This is a genomic window from Gloeobacter violaceus PCC 7421 (assembly GCF_000011385.1).
Lineage (GTDB): Bacteria > Cyanobacteriota > Cyanobacteriia > Gloeobacterales > Gloeobacteraceae > Gloeobacter > Gloeobacter violaceus.
In genome coordinates this window covers 2,709,274-2,724,851 of record NC_005125.1, presented here as the reverse complement: position 1 = coordinate 2,724,851, position 15,578 = coordinate 2,709,274, and the positions used below count along the sequence as shown (strand labels likewise).

Here is a 15,578-nt window from a genome sequence, read left to right as displayed (position 1 = left end):
ACTCCTAGCGGATGTACTCCTTGAGGACGCTGTTGCGGTTGGGATGGCGCAGCTTGCGCAGCGCCTTCGCCTCGATCTGGCGGATACGCTCGCGGGTGACGTTGAACAGCTGGCCAATTTCTTCGAGGGTCTTCATGCGGCCGTCGTCGAGGCCGTAGCGCAACCTGAGCACGTCGCGCTCGCGTGGCGAGAGGGTGTTGAGCACCGCCTCAAGATCTTCGCGCAGGAGGTTCTTGGCAACTTTGTCCTCGGGGGTCTCGCCGTCCGCTTCGATAAAATCGCCCAACCGGGAATCTTCTTCTTTGCCGATCGGGGTCTCCAGGGAGATGGGCAACTGGGCGGACTTGGCGATGAAGCGCAATTTCTCGATCGTCATCTCCATGCGGGTGGCGATCTCCTCTTCGGTAGGCTTGCGGCCCAGCTCCTGCGAGAGCAGCTTGGTGGTCTTCTTGATGCGGGAGATGGTCTCGTAGAGGTGCACCGGTAGGCGGATGGTGCGCGATTGGTCGGCGATGGCGCGGGTGATCGCCTGGCGGATCCACCAGGTGGCGTAGGTGGAAAATTTGTAGCCCTTTTCGTGATCGAATTTTTCGGCGGCGCGGATGAGTCCCAGCGAACCTTCCTGGATGAGATCTTGAAAGGACAGACCGCGGTTCATGTACTTCTTGGCGATTGAAACCACCAGACGCAAATTGGACTGGACCATCTTGTCTTTGGCCCGCCGGCCGTAGGCGATGCGGTCGCGAAATTGTTCGTAGGCAATGCCCGCCGCTTCTGCCCAGCGCCTGAGTTCTTGCTCACTTTCGGTGACTTGATCGCCCGAAGCAAGCAGATTCTCGGTCAGCAGATCGTCGTCGCCCAGCAAATCGGCCACATCGCTGTGCATGTCCGTCCCGGCAGCTCCCATGCGGGCGCGCAGGCGCTCCAGGGTCAGCAAATCGGCGATCTGGCGGGCCAACTCGATTTCTTCGTCGGCGCGCAACAGGCGAATGCGGCCAATTTCCTGCAGGTAGACGCGGATGGAATCTTCGGTGTAATGCGCACGCTGGGCGCGGCTGCGGCGCCGGGCCGGGCGGGCGGCAGCCGCATCGGCGGCTTCGGCCGCCTGGGCTGCGTAAGGGTCGTCCTCCTCGGCCATCAAAGCCAGAGCCTCCAGTTCCATCGCCGGCTGCTGGAGAGCGTCCAGAACGTTATTGGCCTGCGTCATGCTGCACTCCTCATAAATAGCGGATCCAGAACAGACAAACCGTGTCCTTTATACTCTTCCGTTCGGAAGAAAAATCGTCGCACGCACCGGATGCAAGGTTGATCGGTCCCCTTCAGGGTAGTCCTGTTTAAAAGGTGGGAGCGAAGCAACTGCCTGACACGCTCACACGCTATCAAAAATAGTCAAAATCCACAGATTTGACTAAAAATTCATGACCCTCTCGAATCTCCCTGATTGTAGCGCCTCCAATTGGATCTGGGTGGAAGTGGCATCGGTATTTCGGTCCATTGCGGCAGATAGCGAACCGGCCGGGTGCAGGGCGCTCAAGCGGCTCAAAACCGCTATCCGCGTCCGCCCCGGCGGATGACGATCCGCCCGATACCGACGTACATCGAGCGCGCCATTGCCCCCGGCGGAAAGGCATTTACCTCAAACAAATAGTTGCCGTCCATGCGCGGATTGCGCACCGGACCCCACTCGACGGTGACGACGTTGCCGGGTCCGACCGGCGGGTCGAAGACGACGCTGATCACTTGCTCACTCACCCTGGCGCTGACCGGCAGGACCCGTTCGGGATACTGGGGCGCCTGGACGTAGGGCTGGGTCGGGATGAAGGCGCGCACCTGGGACGGATTGGGCAGATTGAGCCCGAAAGGACCGTACTCGGTGGGCAGGCCGATATCGAGGCGGGCCAGCGGTTCGTCGAGGCTACCGGGCGCTTCGACTGCGAACTGGTAGTACGCCGGATAGTCTTCGATCGTCACCTGGCTGACCGCCGAGCGCAAAAGCCGCAGGGGTCCGTTGAAGGCCGTCTCGCCCGAACTGAATTGGATGGCGGCGGCGGCACCGGCGCCGCAGAGCAGCGCGCAGGCGGCCGGAAGGATCAGGTGTTTGCCCAGAGACATTCCATCGACTCCCTAATAAACACGGCACAGGCAAAGGGTCGCCTCCAGCTTGCCCCAGACCAAAGCGGACGCGGGAATTGTTACAGATTGTGCTACATTGCGAGCGAAGGTATCTTGACGGCACGCCATGGTAACAACGACGGCAAAAAACGTTGGCTATATCACCCAGATCATTGGTCCTGTGGTCGACGCAGAATTCCCGGAAGGCGATTTGCCTGCCATCTACAACGCCCTACTTATCGAAGGCAAGACCGACTCGGGGCTCGACATCCGCCTGACCTGCGAAGTGCAGCAGCTGCTCGGTGACAAGAAGGTGCGGGCGGTCTCGATGAGCACGACCGACGGCATGGTGCGGGGCATGAAGGCGATCGACACCGGTGCCCCGATCACAGTTCCGGTGGGCAAGTCGACTCTGGGCCGCATCTTCAACGTGCTGGGCGAGCCGATCGACGAGTTGGGGCCGGTCGAGATTGTCGATAAGTTCTCGATCCACCGCTCCGCTCCCAAATTCACCGACCTGGTGACCCAACCGGAGATTTTCGAAACGGGCATCAAGGTCATCGACCTGCTGGCTCCCTACCGCAAGGGCGGCAAGATCGGCCTGTTCGGCGGCGCGGGTGTGGGCAAGACGGTGCTCATTCAAGAACTCATCCACAACATCGCCAAAGAACACTCGGGCGTGTCGGTGTTCGGCGGTGTGGGCGAGCGGACCCGCGAGGGCAACGACCTCTACAACGAATTTAAAGAATCGAACGTGCTCGGGCAGGTGGCGCTGGTCTACGGCCAGATGAACGAGCCGCCGGGGGCGCGCATGCGCGTGGGTCTGACGGCCCTCACCATGGCCGAGTACTTCCGCGACGTGAGCAAGCAGGACGTGCTGTTGTTTATCGACAATATCTTCCGCTTTGTGCAGGCGGGTTCTGAAGTATCGGCGCTCTTGGGCCGCATGCCCTCGGCGGTCGGCTACCAACCGACTTTGGGCACCGAGATGGGCGATTTGCAGGAGCGCATCACCTCCACCAACGAAGGCTCGATCACCTCGGTGCAGGCGGTCTACGTGCCGGCGGACGACCTGACCGACCCCGCCCCCGCCACCACCTTCGCCCACCTCGACGCCACCACGGTACTCTCACGGCAGTTGGCCTCTTTGGGCATCTACCCGGCGGTGGACCCGCTCTCCTCCACCTCGACGATGCTGCAACCCGCCGTCGTCGGCGAAGAGCACTACAACATCGCCCGCGGCGTGCAATCGACCCTGCAGCGCTACAAAGATCTCCAGGACATCATCGCCATTTTGGGCCTCGACGAACTCTCGCCCGAAGACAAGCTGGTGGTCAACCGGGCGCGCAAACTGCAGCGCTTTTTGTCGCAGCCGTTCCACGTCGCCGAGATCTTCACCGGCTCCCCCGGCAAGTACGTCTCCCTGGATAAAACGATCGCCGGCTTCAAGCGCGTGCTGCAGGGCGAATTCGACGATCTGCCCGAGCAGGCTTTTTACCTGGTGGGCGACCTCGACGAGGCGCTCGAAAAGGCCAAAAAGCTCAAAGACGAAGGTAAGTCGTAAAGACTTCTGGCTCACCCGAACCGCCGCCGCCGCACCGCCGGGGGTGGCGGTTTTTTAGAAGCGGAGATGATAGTATCTGTTGTGATTTGTTACGCAGACGCCGATGATACGCGAAGTCACGATGCCCGCCCTGTCCTCGACGATGACCGAGGGCAAGATCGTCACCTGGAAGAAGCAGGAGGGAGATGCGGTCAGCCGCAGCGACATCCTGCTGGTCGTCGAGTCCGACAAGGCGGACATGGATGTCGAGTCTTTTGACGAGGGCATCCTCGCGAACATCCTGGTAAGCGACGGCGGCAGCGCCCCGGTAGGCTCGGTGATCGCCCTGATTGCCGAGACCGAGGCGGAGGTGGCAGAGGCAAAAAAACGGCCCCCAAGCGGCACTGCCGCCGCACCACCTGCGACGGTTCCCACCCCGGCACCGGCGCCGAGTGCTCCTGCCCCGGTGGCGGCCGCCACAACTCCAGTCTCCTCCGGCAGCAACGGCGGCCGGATCGTCGCTTCTCCCAACGCCCGCCGCCTCGCTGAACAACTGGGGGTGGATCTGGCGAGCATCACGGGCAGCGGTCCCGGTGGCCGGATCGTGGGTGAAGATGTCGAGCGCGCTGCGGCAGGCGCCAAGGCTCCGGCCCCCGCCCCCGCCGCCAAACCGGCGTCCGCCCCTGCCCCGCTCCCGGCTGCGGCGGCGAGCGGTCAGCCGGTGGCCTTCAGCGCCCTGCAGCAGGCGGTCAACCGTAACATGGAAGCGGCCCTGGCCATCCCGGCTTTTCGGGTCGGTTATACGATCACGACCGATGCTTTCGACGAACTGCACAAGTCGGTCAAATCGAAGGGCGTGACGGTGACCACGATGCTGGTGAAGGCCGTGGCCATTACCCTCGCCAAGCACCCGCTGCTGTTTGCCGCCTACACCGAATCCGGCCTCCGCTACCATTCGGCGGTCAATGTCGCAGTGGCGGTGGCGATGGAGGAGGGGGGGCTGATCACCCCGGTGCTGCGCGCCGCCGACAGCAAAGATCTCTATACCCTGGCGCGCGAGTGGAAAGATCTGGTGGAGCGCGCCCGCCTCAAGAAGCTGCAGCCGGAGGAGTACACGAGCGGCAACTTCACCCTGTCGAATCTGGGCATGTTCGGGGTCGACCGCTTCGATGCCATTGTGCCCCCCGGCACCAGCGCCATTCTGGCTATCGGTGCCGCCAAACCGACGGTGGTAGTTACCGAGGCGGGCCACATCGCCATTCAAAAACAGATGCAAGTCAACTTGAGCGGCGACCACCGGGTCTTCTACGGCACCGACGGGGCGCGCTTCCTGCAGGATCTGGCCAAGCTCATCGAGCAATCGCCGCAGCAGTTGACGCTTTGATGATCGATTGTCCGGACGCCGTTTTGCGAGGAGAGAGTTGCCATGGCTTTGCAGATTAAGATTGTCGCTCCCAACAAAGTCGTCTTCGACGACCAGGTCGATGAGGTGGTGTTGCCCAGCGTCAGCGGCCAGCTGGGTATCCTCACCAACCACGCCCCGCTGATCACCGGCCTCAGCAACGGCGTGATGCGGGTGCGCAAGCAGGGCACATTCATCCCGATCGCCGTGCTCACGGGCGTGGCCGAAGTCGACAACAACGAAGTCAGCGTCGTGGCGATGGCCGCCGAACTCGGCAGCGGCATCGACGTGGATCGCGCCCGCGCCGCCCTTGCCCGCGCCGAGCAGACCCTTGCCACCAGCCAGAACAAAACCGAACTGCTGCAGGCACAGACCGCCCTGGAGCGCGCCAACGCTCGCCTGCGCGCCGCGGGCGCCCTCTAAGCCCAGCCAAATTGCAGCATTTGCTACCGCCTATAATGCGGGGAAGGCATTCGCGGGGGCAGGGCCATGGCCGGCTATTTCATCCCGGATCGTTTTCGCGACCGGATTATTTTGCACATCGCCAAAAACTACGCGGCGCTGCCGAAGGTGCAGACGCCTTTGATATTGGGCATCCACGGCCCGAAGGGCGAGGGCAAGTCCTTCATGGTCGACCGGGTGCTGCAGGAGTTGCAGGCGAACGTGATCGTCATCTCCTCCTCGGAGCTTGAAAGCCCGGATGCGGGGGAACCGGGGCGGCTCATCCGCCTGCGCTACCGGGAGGCGGCGGAATTGGTGAAGGTGCGCGGGCGGGTGGCGGCCATCGTCATCCACGACATCGACGCGGGCGCGGGTTTCTGGAGCGCGACCACCCAGTACACGGTCAATACCCAACTGGTCAACGCCGCTTTGATGGCGATCGCCGACAACCCGACCAACGTGCAACTGCCGGGCAGTTACGACCCGACGCCGCTGCCGCGCATCCCGTTTGTGGTTACGGGCAACGATTTTTCGAAGCTCTACGCACCGCTGGTGCGCGACGGGCGGATGAGCAAATTCTCGTGGGAACCCACCTTCGCCGAAAAGTCCGAGATCGTGGCACACCTGTTTGCCGAGGACGGCGCCGCCCTCGGCCGCTACGACCTGGAGCGGCTGATTCAGCGCTTCGGCGCTCAGCCGGTCGATTTTTTTGCCGCCATCCGCTCGCGCGCCTACGACGACATGCTGCTCCAGCAGGTCAAAGCCTGGGGACTGGAGAACGTCAGCCGCAATCTGGTCAACCATGGCGGTCAGCCGCCCCGCTTCGAGGCGGTCCGCCTCGATCTCGATCGCTGCTTGCGCTGGGGTGAGCAGATCATGAGCGACCAGCAGGCGATCGAGAGCGGATTGGTCGAAGCGTATACGCGCCGCTAGCGGCTGCCGTTGGTGGGCAGGTCGAGATCGAGCACCAGGCTGTCGTCGGCCAGGTAATGGGCCAGGTGGAAGGCCCGCTCCTCGGTCTTGAGCAGTACTTCCTTGAGGTAGTGCTCGGTGCCGTAGTCGCCGAGGCTGCCTGCCGCGGCAATCTGCTGGCGCAGCAGCTTGATGATCGACTGCTCGGCACCCAGGTCGTTGACCAGCATCGTGCGGCAGTCGAACACGCCGTCGTCCTCGGGCTGGAAGCAGGACATCTCCTGCAACCGGGCGGGACGGCTCACGGGTACCGCTCCAAGCCCGTCGATGCGTTCGCCCAAGTCCTCGGCGTAGCCGCGGGTCTCACCGGCGTAGTCGTCGAAGGTTTCGTGCAGCTGGCCGAATTCGGTGCCTTCGACGACCCAGTGGTGTTTCTGGTACTGGTGATAGAGCGTGTAGAAGCTGGCCAGCAGGTGATTGAGCCCCTCGGTGACAGGCTCGGTAATGCTGCGCTCGAGACCGACGGCGTTGTCCTGCAGTTGGCCGAAAGCCTGGCGTAATTGATGGCGAAGAGCAACCATAGGGCGAATCTCAGAACTGGTTCATAGCCAACCATTGTACTCGCAGTGTAAATCTCACCGGCAGTACCGCCGGGGGGAGTGCTAGGTTGAAAACAGCGCTGCGAGGATACCGCATGGGCGAACTGCGAACGCTCGAAGGGGAAGTGACGGCCTACCTGCCCGGCAAGCGGGGCCTGGTGAACCGCTGCACCCTGGCGACACCCGAAGGGGAGATTGTCGTGAAGTTTCCAAAAGAATGGGCCTACCGCGTGACCCAGACCATCGTCGTGGGCGAGCGGGTGCAGGTGCGCGGCAAGCTCAAATTCGACGACGACGGCGAGACGTATCTTAAAGCGACGGTGCTGTTGCACCTGAAGGCGACGGTGAATGCCGCCCAACCGCTCACTGTACCGCTACCCGTCCCCCCGAACCTCCCCGAACCGGCCAACTCCCCCGAAGCAGCGTCCCCGACTTTGCCCAAGACCCGCGTGCTGGTCTGCGAGAGTTCCGACTGCTGCAAGCGCGGTGCGCGCAAGCTCATCCGCAATCTCGAAGAAGCGGTCGAGCGCTACGGCCTCGCAGACCGCGTCCAAATTCGCACCACCGGCTGTATGAAGCATTGCAAGCAGGGACCGAATCTGATGATTACCCCTGCGAAGACCCGCCACACCTACGTCGATCCCGCGCAGGCACAGGAACTGCTGCTGCGCGAATTGCTTCCTAAACTGGAGTAGGCCTGTGTTTCAGGTACAGCGCGAGACGGGGCCATTCGGTGAGTGCCGGTTGGTGGATAGCGAATCCGACGCGACCGTACGCGTCGCCCCCGGCCGGGGCGGCATGGTGAGCGGTTTCACCCTCGCCGGTCGGGATCTGCTCTACCTGGACCCGGAGACGTACTACGACCCCGCCCGCTCGGTGCGCGGCGGCAACCCGATTCTCTTTCCCATCTGCGGCAACCTGCCCGACGACACCTACACCGTCGCGGGCCGGCCCTACACCCTCAAACAGCACGGTCTGGCGCGGACGATGGCCTGGCAGGTGGTTGAAGAATCGACCGTGGGCGCCGCCGGCCTCACCCTCGAACTGACTAGCAACGAAGCCACCCGCGAGCGCTACCCGTTCGATTTCACCGTGCGCTTCACCTACTTGCTGCATGGGGGCGAGTTGACCATTCGCCAGGAGTACGAAAACCGCTCCGAGCGTCCGCTGCCGATGTACACAGGTTTTCATCCGTACTTCCCCTGCACGGACAAATCGAAGCTGCGGTTCGACCTGCCCGCTGCGCGCTACATCGATCAAGTCACCGGCAAGCCCGGTAGTTTTCAAACGGGTTTTCCTTTTGACGCCCCGTCGATCGACTGGATCTTTACCGACGTGCACGCCCAGGAAGCGGCGGCCACCAGCCCCGCCGACGGTTACCGAATCACCCTGCGCTACGACCCGGTATTTGCCTTTCTGGTGTTCTGGACGCTCAAGGACAAACCCTTCTACTGCCTGGAACCTTGGATGGCGCCGCGCAACGCCATGAACACCGGCGATCACCTGCAACTGGTGCCCTCGGGTGGCCGGTTGCGTGCGGATGTTGCCATGGTAGGCGAGTTACTCTAGACCTGTCTTTTGACGCACAACGTTGCGGTACCTATGATCGCTTTATGTAAGGCATTATGACTGTATCGCTACTCTCCACCAGTTGACGGGGTGACAGAGGGCTTGAAAAGCTTGCCCTGCATGGCTTCGATGCCTCTATCCTAAGAAAGAAGGGCTTGCCACTGTGGGCAAACCCCCCATCAATCAAATGTTGCCTCCATTCTACCAGCAGTTCCTTTACTGCCTGCCTGCGTCTCAAGCGCAGTGAATGGTTGCAGTCGTCCGCACCATCGGACTGGCAATGTTTAGCAGACTTGGTGCTGAAGCCCGGCCAGTCTCTGTGGTTCAAAGGAGCAAAACTGGTCAAGCGCAAGCCGTTTGGGCCTGTAAACATCGCCGGGAAACTCGGATTCCAGCCAGGCAAAAAAGAGGCTTATTGTGAGCCCTGGTGGCTGTTGACTAATTTGTCGACACCGCAAGAGGCCATCACTTGGTATCGTTGCCGCTGGGGCATCGAGGAGATGTTCCGCGACTGTAAAAGTGGCGGGTACAATCTGGAGAAATTGCGTGTCCAGCCAAAGCGATTCAAGCGGATGCTGATGGTGCTTGCGATGGCGATGAGTTTGTCTGTGATGCACGGCAAGCAACTGAAGCGTCAGGGATTGCAAAAGTACGTGTCACGGGTAGCGGAGCCAGGTAGAGTGGTCAAACGGCGAAGCACATTTCGAGTCGGTCTACAAAGTGAAGTCTGGTCCCAAGGGATGGAGCGATGTCGCCAATTGGTGGAAAAGCTGATGAGCTTGCGGCGCAGATGGCTGAAACAATATCGTCAGGGTCAACGGGCTCTGATGCTTCGGCGGGTCTGTAAACTAAATTGTGTAAGTGGTCGCAGCAAAGAAAGTACAATACTCTCTCAGGCAGGAGGAGCTGATGACCATCCGCAAAGAGATTCTTGACGAACTACTCAAAGATTACGACGGCACCGACCCGCAAACTATCCTCGGTGAGGGCGGCCTCCTCAAGCAACTGACCAAGGCCGTCATTGAACGCGCTCTCGAAGCCGAGATGGAAACTCACCTCGGTTACAAGAAGCACGAAGCCGCCGGCAAAGGTACCGGCAACTCCAGAAACGGCAAAAGTCAGAAGACCCTCCAGGCCGAATGCGGTCCAGTCGAACTCCACATCCCCCGCGACCGCAACGCCGAGTTCGAGCCGGTCGTTGTGCGCAAAGGTCACACCCGTTGGATCAACGGGTGGTCAGACACGCCTGGCGGGACTCGATGAGAAGATTCTGGCGCTGTATGCGCGCGGAATGACGACCCGTGATATTCAAGCCCAACTGCAGGAGATGTACGGGGTCGAAGTATCCCCAACGCTGATCTCGAACGTGACCGATGCGGTGATGGACGAGGTGCGGCAATGGCAGAATCGTCCACTCGAAACCGTCTACCCGATTGCTTATTTTGACTGCCTGCAGGTGAAGGTACGCGACAACGGTCGGGTGGTGAATAAAGCCGTCTACCTGGCTCTGGGCGTAGACCTGGAGGGACGCAAGGAGCTTTTAGGGCTCTGGCTTTCGGCCCATGAAGGGGCAAAGTTTTGGTTGGGGATCCTGACGGAACTGAACAACCGGGGCCTGAAGGATATTTTGATTGCCTGTGTGGATGGACTGACCGGTTTACCGGAGGCAATTGAATCGGTTTATCACGGTTGCTTGGTGCAGTTGTGCATGGTACACATGGTGCGCAATTCGTGCAAATATGTGTCGTGGAAAGACCGCAAATCATTGTGTGCAGACCTACGGTCTATCTACAGTGCCGCGACGGAAGAAGAGGCGGAGTTGCATCTGGGGGGCGTTGTCCCAACGCCCCTGGAACTTTTGAGTGAGAAGTGGGACAAGCAGTATTCAAGCGTCAGTCGGATGTGGCGAGAGAACTGGGGGTCGTTGCCCCAACGACCCTGGGTGCGGGTGATCCCGATATTCCGGTTTGGTGAGGACATTCGAAAGGTGATTTACACGACGAATGCGATAGAATCACTGAACATGACGATTCGGAAGGTGAGTCGCAACCACCACATCATGCCGAATGACGAGTCGGTAATGAAGATGGTGTATCTGGCGATCCAGAACCAGATGAAGAAATGGACGATGCCGATCCGGGATTGGCGTCCTGCACTAAACCGGCTGACGATTGAGTTCGAGGGAAGGCTAAAGGTATGACAAATTCACTTACACAAAATAATTGACAGATCCCGCCTTGAAGTGGCGGTAAGCGGATTGGTGAAAGGCAATCAGAATCGTCAAGATTTCGCTGAGGCAGAGTCGGCGTGGCCGTCGCCTGTGTCGCAGGCCATCGTCGAGCAATTGTTGCTGCCAGAGCGGCTCGAAGCGTTGGCAGAAGTCATCGACATGGCAAAAGAGCGCTTCTAGACTGGGCATAGCGAGCGGTCCGTGGCTTGTGATGTGGTAATCCCAGCCTAGGCGGACCGTATTTCCTTATCCCGAACTGACGTCTAAGGGTAATTTCAAGTTCTACGGCTTGAAGTCGGCCGTCCCGTATTCGCCCTGGTGGGCGGTCTTGACCCAGACGAGTTTTTTGGGTTCAAGCGCCGTGCGGGCCAGTTTCACCAGGATGACTGGAAACCAGTGCAGAAAGTAGATCGTGCCCGCCAGCGTTTCGAGCATTGCTCTGCCCACTTGCACTCCCCGCTCGCGCTGGCCGAAGTAAAATCCGCAGACAGTAAACACAGTCGCCACCAGAACCAAGGGTGTGAGCAGCGGCGCAGCGCCGCGCTGGAACGCAAAAAGCAGATCAAGTACTGCCGCCACCGGCATCAGGTACTGGATCGTGCAAAAGATCAATTGGTCGACGGTTTTGGTCGTGCCCATGGCCCCCCCGAACAGCCGCGGGGCATAGTCGAGGTAGCGCTGGAAGCCGCCTTCGGCCCAGCGGGATCGCTGCCGCCAGAGCGCCGACCAGGTGGTCACGCCTTCCTCATCGACGCACGGGTCGCTTGCAAAGGCGATCTGCCAGCCGCCCAGATGCAGCCGCAAGGTGAGATCGAGATCGTCGGTGACGGTCGCTTCGTTCCAGCCGCCTACCGCTTCCAGGGCGGCGGCGCGGACAAGCTGGCCGTTGCCGCGCAATTCGGCGGTGCCGCCGATGGCGGCGCGCTGCTGCTGGTAAAAGGCATCGAGCAGCATCTCCGCCGACTGGCCGCGGGTCCAGAAGTTAAAATCGGCATTGTGGACGCGCTTGCGCACCTGCAAGGCCCCGACGCTTGAAACGGCGAACAGCGGCACCGTGCGGCTCAAAAAATCCGGCTCGACCCGGGCGTCGGCGTCGAAGACCACCAGAATGTCGCCGGTGGCGCGCTCGCGCAACTCGTTGAGCACCGCGGATTTGCCGGGTCGGCTGCGCTCGGGGATGCGCCGCACCAGATGCAGCGCCTGCCAGCCCCGGCCCGCTTCAAGGAGGCGCTGGTAAGTGCGGTCGGTGCTGCCGTCATCGGCAATCCAGACTTCAAAGTCGGGATAGTCGAGCCTGCGCAGCATGGCTACCAGTTGGGCGGCGACCGCCTGCTCGTTTTTGGCCGCCACCAGCACCGAGACCCGCGGCCGGTAGGCAGGATCGCTCTTGGGCCGTGGGCTGAGGGCAAAGAGCACCCGCACAGCGTACAGACCCGTCAGTCCTGCTGCAAGCCACACTACCGACGCCCCGGTGGGGATCAGGTGCAAAGCGAGTACAAAAAGTACCAGCGCAGACCAGACCAGCGCGGTTTGCACCTGCCGTGTGCGGGGATTCTCCGGCACGGCTCTCAATCGAATAGACGAAAGTACGGGTATTTGAGGGGCGGACCCGGCTCTTTGACCAGTTCGAAATTGATCACCGACCAGCGGCCGTCTTGGTCCGCAGCACCGCTGAATTCGACCGGCAGGCCGTAGAGGCGGTGGCGGGCGTCCTCGCTGCGGCCGAAGGTGGTGCGCTCCAGAAACGTGCTGATCAGCTCGCGGTAGCGCTCGGCCACCACCACCCGCGTGGCCCGATAGCCCTGGGTGTGTAGACGATCGAGTTCTTCGTGAATTTCGAAGCGGATGCCGTCGGGGTGGGTGTGCTGGCGGTACCAATTGTCTTCCCACAGGCGCCAGCGCCGCCCGGACTGCAGATGCACCAGCGTCTCGGTCTCGGGGTCGGCCTCAAAAGCTCCGTGGCGCTGGCACAGATAGGTGTCCGTCAGCGTCAGCGCCGCGACCCACTGCCTGCAATGGGGACAGCGGATCTCAGGGCCAAAGATGGGGTTGTAATTGACTGGCTGATACATCGCCGTTCCCCGGATTTGACCTTTATTATATCTGCCCTGCCCCGGGCCGGATTCTAAAACTGGCGCCGCCGCCGGGCGGGCTACTATGCTGGTTCAGGCGGTTTGGGATTTTGGCGATGGGCGAACTGGGGACGATGGGCGGCACGCGCGATTTCTTGCCCGACGAGATGATCCGCCGTGAATATGTCATCGATACTCTCAAAACCATCTTTCGCAAGTACGGCTTCGAACCGCTGGAGACGCCCGCGATCGAGCGCTGGGAGACCCTGGCGGGCAAGTACGGCGAGGAGGGCGAAAAGCTCATCTACCACGTGGTGAGCAGCGGTTCGCTGGGTACCCTTAAGGCCGGCGAGCGCACCGAACACGCCCTGCGCTATGACTTGACGGTGCCGCTCGCGCGGGTGGTGGGCATGTACGGCGACCAGATGGTGGCCGACCCGGCCGATCCCAAAAAGCAAACCCGCCGCCTGCCCCGTCCCTTCAAGCGCTATCAAATCCAGCCGGTCTGGCGCGGGGATCGCCCCGGCGAGGGCCGCTATCGGGAGTTTCACCAGTGCGACGCCGACGTGGTCGGATCGACCAGCCCGCTGGTGGAGACGGAGCTGATTGCTCTGACGGTCGAAGCGTTCAAGGCCCTGGGCTTTGCCGATTTCACCGTCAAGATCAACCACCGCCAACTGCTGAAGGGGCTCATCGAGCAAGCTGGGATCGCACCGACTAAAGAAGCGACGGTGCTCACCTCTATCGACAAGCTCGACAAACTGCCGCCGGAGAAAGTGCGCCTCGAACTGGCCGGCAAGGGCCTGAATGCCGACCAGCTCGACGCCCTCTTCCAGGTCATTGCCCTGGAAGGTACCTCTGAGCAAGTGCTGGAGGGCGCCCGTTCGCTGCTGGCTGGTTCCGAAGCCGCCCAGCGGGGGATCGGCGAACTGACAAAGCTGCTGCATTATCTGGAGGCGCTCGGGGTGGATAGTGCCTACTACCGCATCGACCTTGCCCTGGCGCGCGGTCTTGATTACTACACCGGCACCATCTTCGAGACGGTGAGCGCCGCGAAGGTGGGTTCGGTCGGGGCGGGAGGCCGCTACGACCGGCTCATCTACGATCTGTCCGGCGGCAAGGCGGATCTGCCTGCCTGCGGTACCTCCTTCGGGCTCGACCGCATCCTGGCGGCTATGGACCAGCTCGGACTTTTTGCCAGCCTCCGCCGCGCCGGCGAGGTGCTGGTGCTGCACTTTGGCGATCCGGGCGTCTCGCAGGTGTGCTTCGAACTGGTGCGGGGACTGCGCGAGGCGGGGGTGCGCGCCGAATTGGGCTACCACGAGGAGCCTTTCACCCCAAACGGCATGCGCCAGCAGCTGGGCTACGCCAACGAAAAAGGCTTCGCCTACGCGGTGATCGTCGGTCCCGACGAGATGGCCCAGGGCCAGGCCGCCCTTCGGGATTTGACCACCCGCCGCCAGGAGAAAATTCCGCTTGCGACGGCAGGACAGCTGATCGCCGGGCGTCTGCGCTCCTGAGTGGTCGCCTGTACGCTGGTGCGCGGTGGTGTCAGAATATGTGGGCACCTCCATGTGTCGCACTGTGAAGATTCGTCGCCGTCCCGAACAGCCGCCGGTCGCCGTGGGTCCGCTGCAGTTTCAGCTGCAGGGTGCCGATGTCGAACCGGGCAACATCCTCGAAAAAATTGTCTGGGCCAAAGAGCAGGAACTGGACCGCTGGCGAGAGCGCTTGCCCCTTGCCAAGCTGCGGGCCCGCACCGCAAGCGCCCCGGAGGTGCGCAATTTTTTGGGTGCGCTGCGCCGATCTCCCCATCCGGTCGCCGTGATCGCCGAGGTCAAAAAAGCCTCCCCGAGCCGTGGAGTGCTCAGAAGCGATTTTGATCCGGTGGCCCTTGCCCAGGCTTACACCCGCGGCGGTGCGGACGCCATCTCCGTGCTCACCGACGAAGCCTTTTTTCAAGGCAGTTTCACCAACCTCAGCCGTATCCGTGAGCAGGTGCCGCTGCCTTTGCTGTGCAAAGAATTTATCCTCGGCCCTTACCAGATTTATCTGGCCCGCGCCCACGGGGCCGACGCCGTATTGCTGATCGCCGCCATTTTGAGCGATACCGACCTGGCCTACTTGATGCGGGTGGCCGACCAGCTGGGGATGGCAGCCCTGGTCGAAGTGCACGATCTCGAAGAACTCGACCGCGTTCTGGCTCTGGAAGGAGTGGCGCTGGTGGGCATCAACAACCGCAACCTGCTCGACTTCGAAGTGCACCTGGAGACTACCGAAACGCTTCTGACCGAGCGGGGCGAACGGCTCGCCGAGTGGGGCATCACCGTGGTGAGCGAATCGGGCATTTACCAGGGTGCGGATCTGGCGCGCGTGCGCAAGGCGGGGGCGCGCGCGGTGCTGGTCGGTGAATCTCTATTGCGCGAAGCGGACCCGGCCCAGGCCGTCGGTCGGCTGGTGGAGGGCGTATGATGCAGATTCCTGTACCCGCCCATATCCACTACGAGACCCTCCTGCGCGTCCTGGAGCGACAGACCGCCGCCGCAGTGATCCAGGTCGATCACGCCAGTCTGGAGGAATTGCAGGAACTGATGCGCACCCTGCGCAAGGCGCTCTCTCAGCAAAAGCATCTGGAGGAGCGCTGGGAGCGGCAAGGTCTCCATCTCGATCCGCGCTGGTCCTACGAACAGCCCTGAGC

Annotated in this window: 15 protein-coding genes and 2 pseudogenes; 11 read left to right on the top strand and 6 right to left on the bottom strand. The window is 61.7% G+C overall.

The window, feature by feature from the left end; genetic code table 11:
- Positions 1–4: 4 nt before the first annotated feature.
- Both rpoD and GLL_RS13275 read right to left on the bottom strand, forming a co-directional pair.
- The gene (gene rpoD, locus GLL_RS13280) at positions 5–1,207 is read right to left on the bottom strand and encodes an RNA polymerase sigma factor RpoD (RefSeq protein WP_011142566.1); all 1,203 of its coding nucleotides are present in this window, start codon (positions 1,205–1,207) and stop codon (positions 5–7) included.
- Between the two features lie 341 nt (positions 1,208–1,548).
- Complete coding sequence (locus GLL_RS13275) at positions 1,549–2,112, bottom strand: DUF2808 domain-containing protein (RefSeq protein WP_011142565.1); 564 nt, start codon at positions 2,110–2,112, stop codon at positions 1,549–1,551.
- Between the two features lie 127 nt (positions 2,113–2,239).
- Here GLL_RS13275 and atpD point away from each other — a divergent pair, with 127 nt between their 5' ends.
- From atpD to GLL_RS13255, 4 genes are all read left to right on the top strand, one after another.
- A complete protein-coding gene (gene atpD, locus GLL_RS13270; protein WP_011142564.1) occupies positions 2,240–3,676 on the top strand; it encodes a F0F1 ATP synthase subunit beta in 1,437 nt (478 codons plus the stop codon).
- Positions 3,677–3,779: 103 nt separating this feature from the next.
- A complete protein-coding gene (locus GLL_RS13265) occupies positions 3,780–5,039 on the top strand; it encodes a dihydrolipoamide acetyltransferase family protein (RefSeq protein ID WP_011142563.1) in 1,260 nt (419 codons plus the stop codon).
- A gap of 42 nt (positions 5,040–5,081) precedes the next feature.
- A complete protein-coding gene (atpC, locus tag GLL_RS13260; protein WP_011142562.1) occupies positions 5,082–5,480 on the top strand; it encodes an ATP synthase F1 subunit epsilon in 399 nt (132 codons plus the stop codon).
- A gap of 66 nt (positions 5,481–5,546) precedes the next feature.
- A complete protein-coding gene (locus tag GLL_RS13255; RefSeq protein ID WP_011142561.1) occupies positions 5,547–6,431 on the top strand; it encodes an AAA family ATPase in 885 nt (294 codons plus the stop codon).
- On the opposite strand, the gene dpsA is transcribed toward GLL_RS13255, so the two are convergent.
- Complete coding sequence (gene dpsA, locus GLL_RS13250) at positions 6,428–6,991, bottom strand: DNA starvation/stationary phase protection protein DpsA (RefSeq protein ID WP_011142560.1); 564 nt, start codon at positions 6,989–6,991, stop codon at positions 6,428–6,430. The two genes, GLL_RS13255 and dpsA, sit on opposite strands and share 4 nt — an antisense overlap.
- 113 nt (positions 6,992–7,104) lie before the next feature.
- Here dpsA and GLL_RS13245 point away from each other — a divergent pair, with 113 nt between their 5' ends.
- From GLL_RS13245 to GLL_RS13230, 4 genes and pseudogenes are all read left to right on the top strand, one after another.
- Positions 7,105–7,704: a (2Fe-2S) ferredoxin domain-containing protein gene (locus GLL_RS13245; RefSeq protein WP_011142559.1), complete on the top strand. Its 600-nt coding sequence runs from the start codon at positions 7,105–7,107 to the stop codon at positions 7,702–7,704.
- A 4-nt stretch (positions 7,705–7,708) separates the two neighbouring features.
- Positions 7,709–8,578, top strand: coding sequence for a hypothetical protein (locus GLL_RS13240; RefSeq protein WP_011142558.1), 870 nt, complete (start codon positions 7,709–7,711; stop codon positions 8,576–8,578).
- A 296-nt stretch (positions 8,579–8,874) separates the two neighbouring features.
- On the top strand, positions 8,875–9,513 hold the full coding sequence (locus GLL_RS13235; protein ID WP_011142557.1) for a transposase: 639 nt from the start codon (positions 8,875–8,877) through the stop codon (positions 9,511–9,513).
- Positions 9,488–10,778, top strand: a pseudogene (locus GLL_RS13230) (IS256 family transposase). Before GLL_RS13235 ends, GLL_RS13230 begins: the two are co-directional and overlap by 26 nt.
- Positions 10,779–10,814: 36 nt before the next feature.
- Here the strand turns inward: GLL_RS13230 and GLL_RS23740 are convergent.
- From GLL_RS23740 to GLL_RS13215, 3 genes and pseudogenes are all read right to left on the bottom strand, one after another.
- A pseudogene (locus GLL_RS23740) lies at positions 10,815–10,997 on the bottom strand (IS982 family transposase); the annotation flags it as partial.
- 93 nt (positions 10,998–11,090) lie between these two features.
- On the bottom strand, positions 11,091–12,344 hold the full coding sequence (locus tag GLL_RS13220; RefSeq protein WP_164929048.1) for a glycosyltransferase: 1,254 nt from the start codon (positions 12,342–12,344) through the stop codon (positions 11,091–11,093).
- 32 nt (positions 12,345–12,376) lie between these two features.
- The gene (locus GLL_RS13215; RefSeq protein WP_011142553.1) at positions 12,377–12,880 is read right to left on the bottom strand and encodes a TIGR02652 family protein; all 504 of its coding nucleotides are present in this window, start codon (positions 12,878–12,880) and stop codon (positions 12,377–12,379) included.
- A 116-nt stretch (positions 12,881–12,996) separates the two neighbouring features.
- Here GLL_RS13215 and hisS point away from each other — a divergent pair, with 116 nt between their 5' ends.
- From hisS to GLL_RS13200, 3 genes are all read left to right on the top strand, one after another.
- Positions 12,997–14,400, top strand: coding sequence for a histidine--tRNA ligase (gene hisS / locus GLL_RS13210; RefSeq protein WP_011142552.1), 1,404 nt, complete (start codon positions 12,997–12,999; stop codon positions 14,398–14,400).
- Positions 14,401–14,464: 64 nt separating this feature from the next.
- The gene (gene trpC, locus GLL_RS13205; RefSeq protein ID WP_011142551.1) at positions 14,465–15,352 is read left to right on the top strand and encodes an indole-3-glycerol phosphate synthase TrpC; all 888 of its coding nucleotides are present in this window, start codon (positions 14,465–14,467) and stop codon (positions 15,350–15,352) included.
- A complete protein-coding gene (locus GLL_RS13200) occupies positions 15,349–15,576 on the top strand; it encodes a DUF5340 domain-containing protein (RefSeq protein ID WP_011142550.1) in 228 nt (75 codons plus the stop codon). The genes trpC and GLL_RS13200 overlap by 4 nt, the downstream gene beginning before the upstream one ends.
- Positions 15,577–15,578: the final 2 nt, after the last annotated feature.

Coding starts and splice junctions, on each gene's coding strand:
- rpoD (WP_011142566.1), bottom strand. CDS start 1,207: ATGACGCAGGCCAATAACGTTCTGGACGCTCTCCAGCAGCCGGCGATG.
- GLL_RS13275 (WP_011142565.1), bottom strand. CDS start 2,112: ATGTCTCTGGGCAAACACCTGATCCTTCCGGCCGCCTGCGCGCTGCTC.
- atpD (WP_011142564.1), top strand. CDS start 2,240: ATGGTAACAACGACGGCAAAAAACGTTGGCTATATCACCCAGATCATT.
- GLL_RS13265 (WP_011142563.1), top strand. CDS start 3,780: ATGATACGCGAAGTCACGATGCCCGCCCTGTCCTCGACGATGACCGAG.
- atpC (WP_011142562.1), top strand. CDS start 5,082: ATGGCTTTGCAGATTAAGATTGTCGCTCCCAACAAAGTCGTCTTCGAC.
- GLL_RS13255 (WP_011142561.1), top strand. CDS start 5,547: ATGGCCGGCTATTTCATCCCGGATCGTTTTCGCGACCGGATTATTTTG.
- dpsA (WP_011142560.1), bottom strand. CDS start 6,991: ATGGTTGCTCTTCGCCATCAATTACGCCAGGCTTTCGGCCAACTGCAG.
- GLL_RS13245 (WP_011142559.1), top strand. CDS start 7,105: ATGGGCGAACTGCGAACGCTCGAAGGGGAAGTGACGGCCTACCTGCCC.
- GLL_RS13215 (WP_011142553.1), bottom strand. CDS start 12,880: ATGTATCAGCCAGTCAATTACAACCCCATCTTTGGCCCTGAGATCCGC.
- hisS (WP_011142552.1), top strand. CDS start 12,997: ATGGGCGAACTGGGGACGATGGGCGGCACGCGCGATTTCTTGCCCGAC.
- GLL_RS13200 (WP_011142550.1), top strand. CDS start 15,349: ATGATGCAGATTCCTGTACCCGCCCATATCCACTACGAGACCCTCCTG.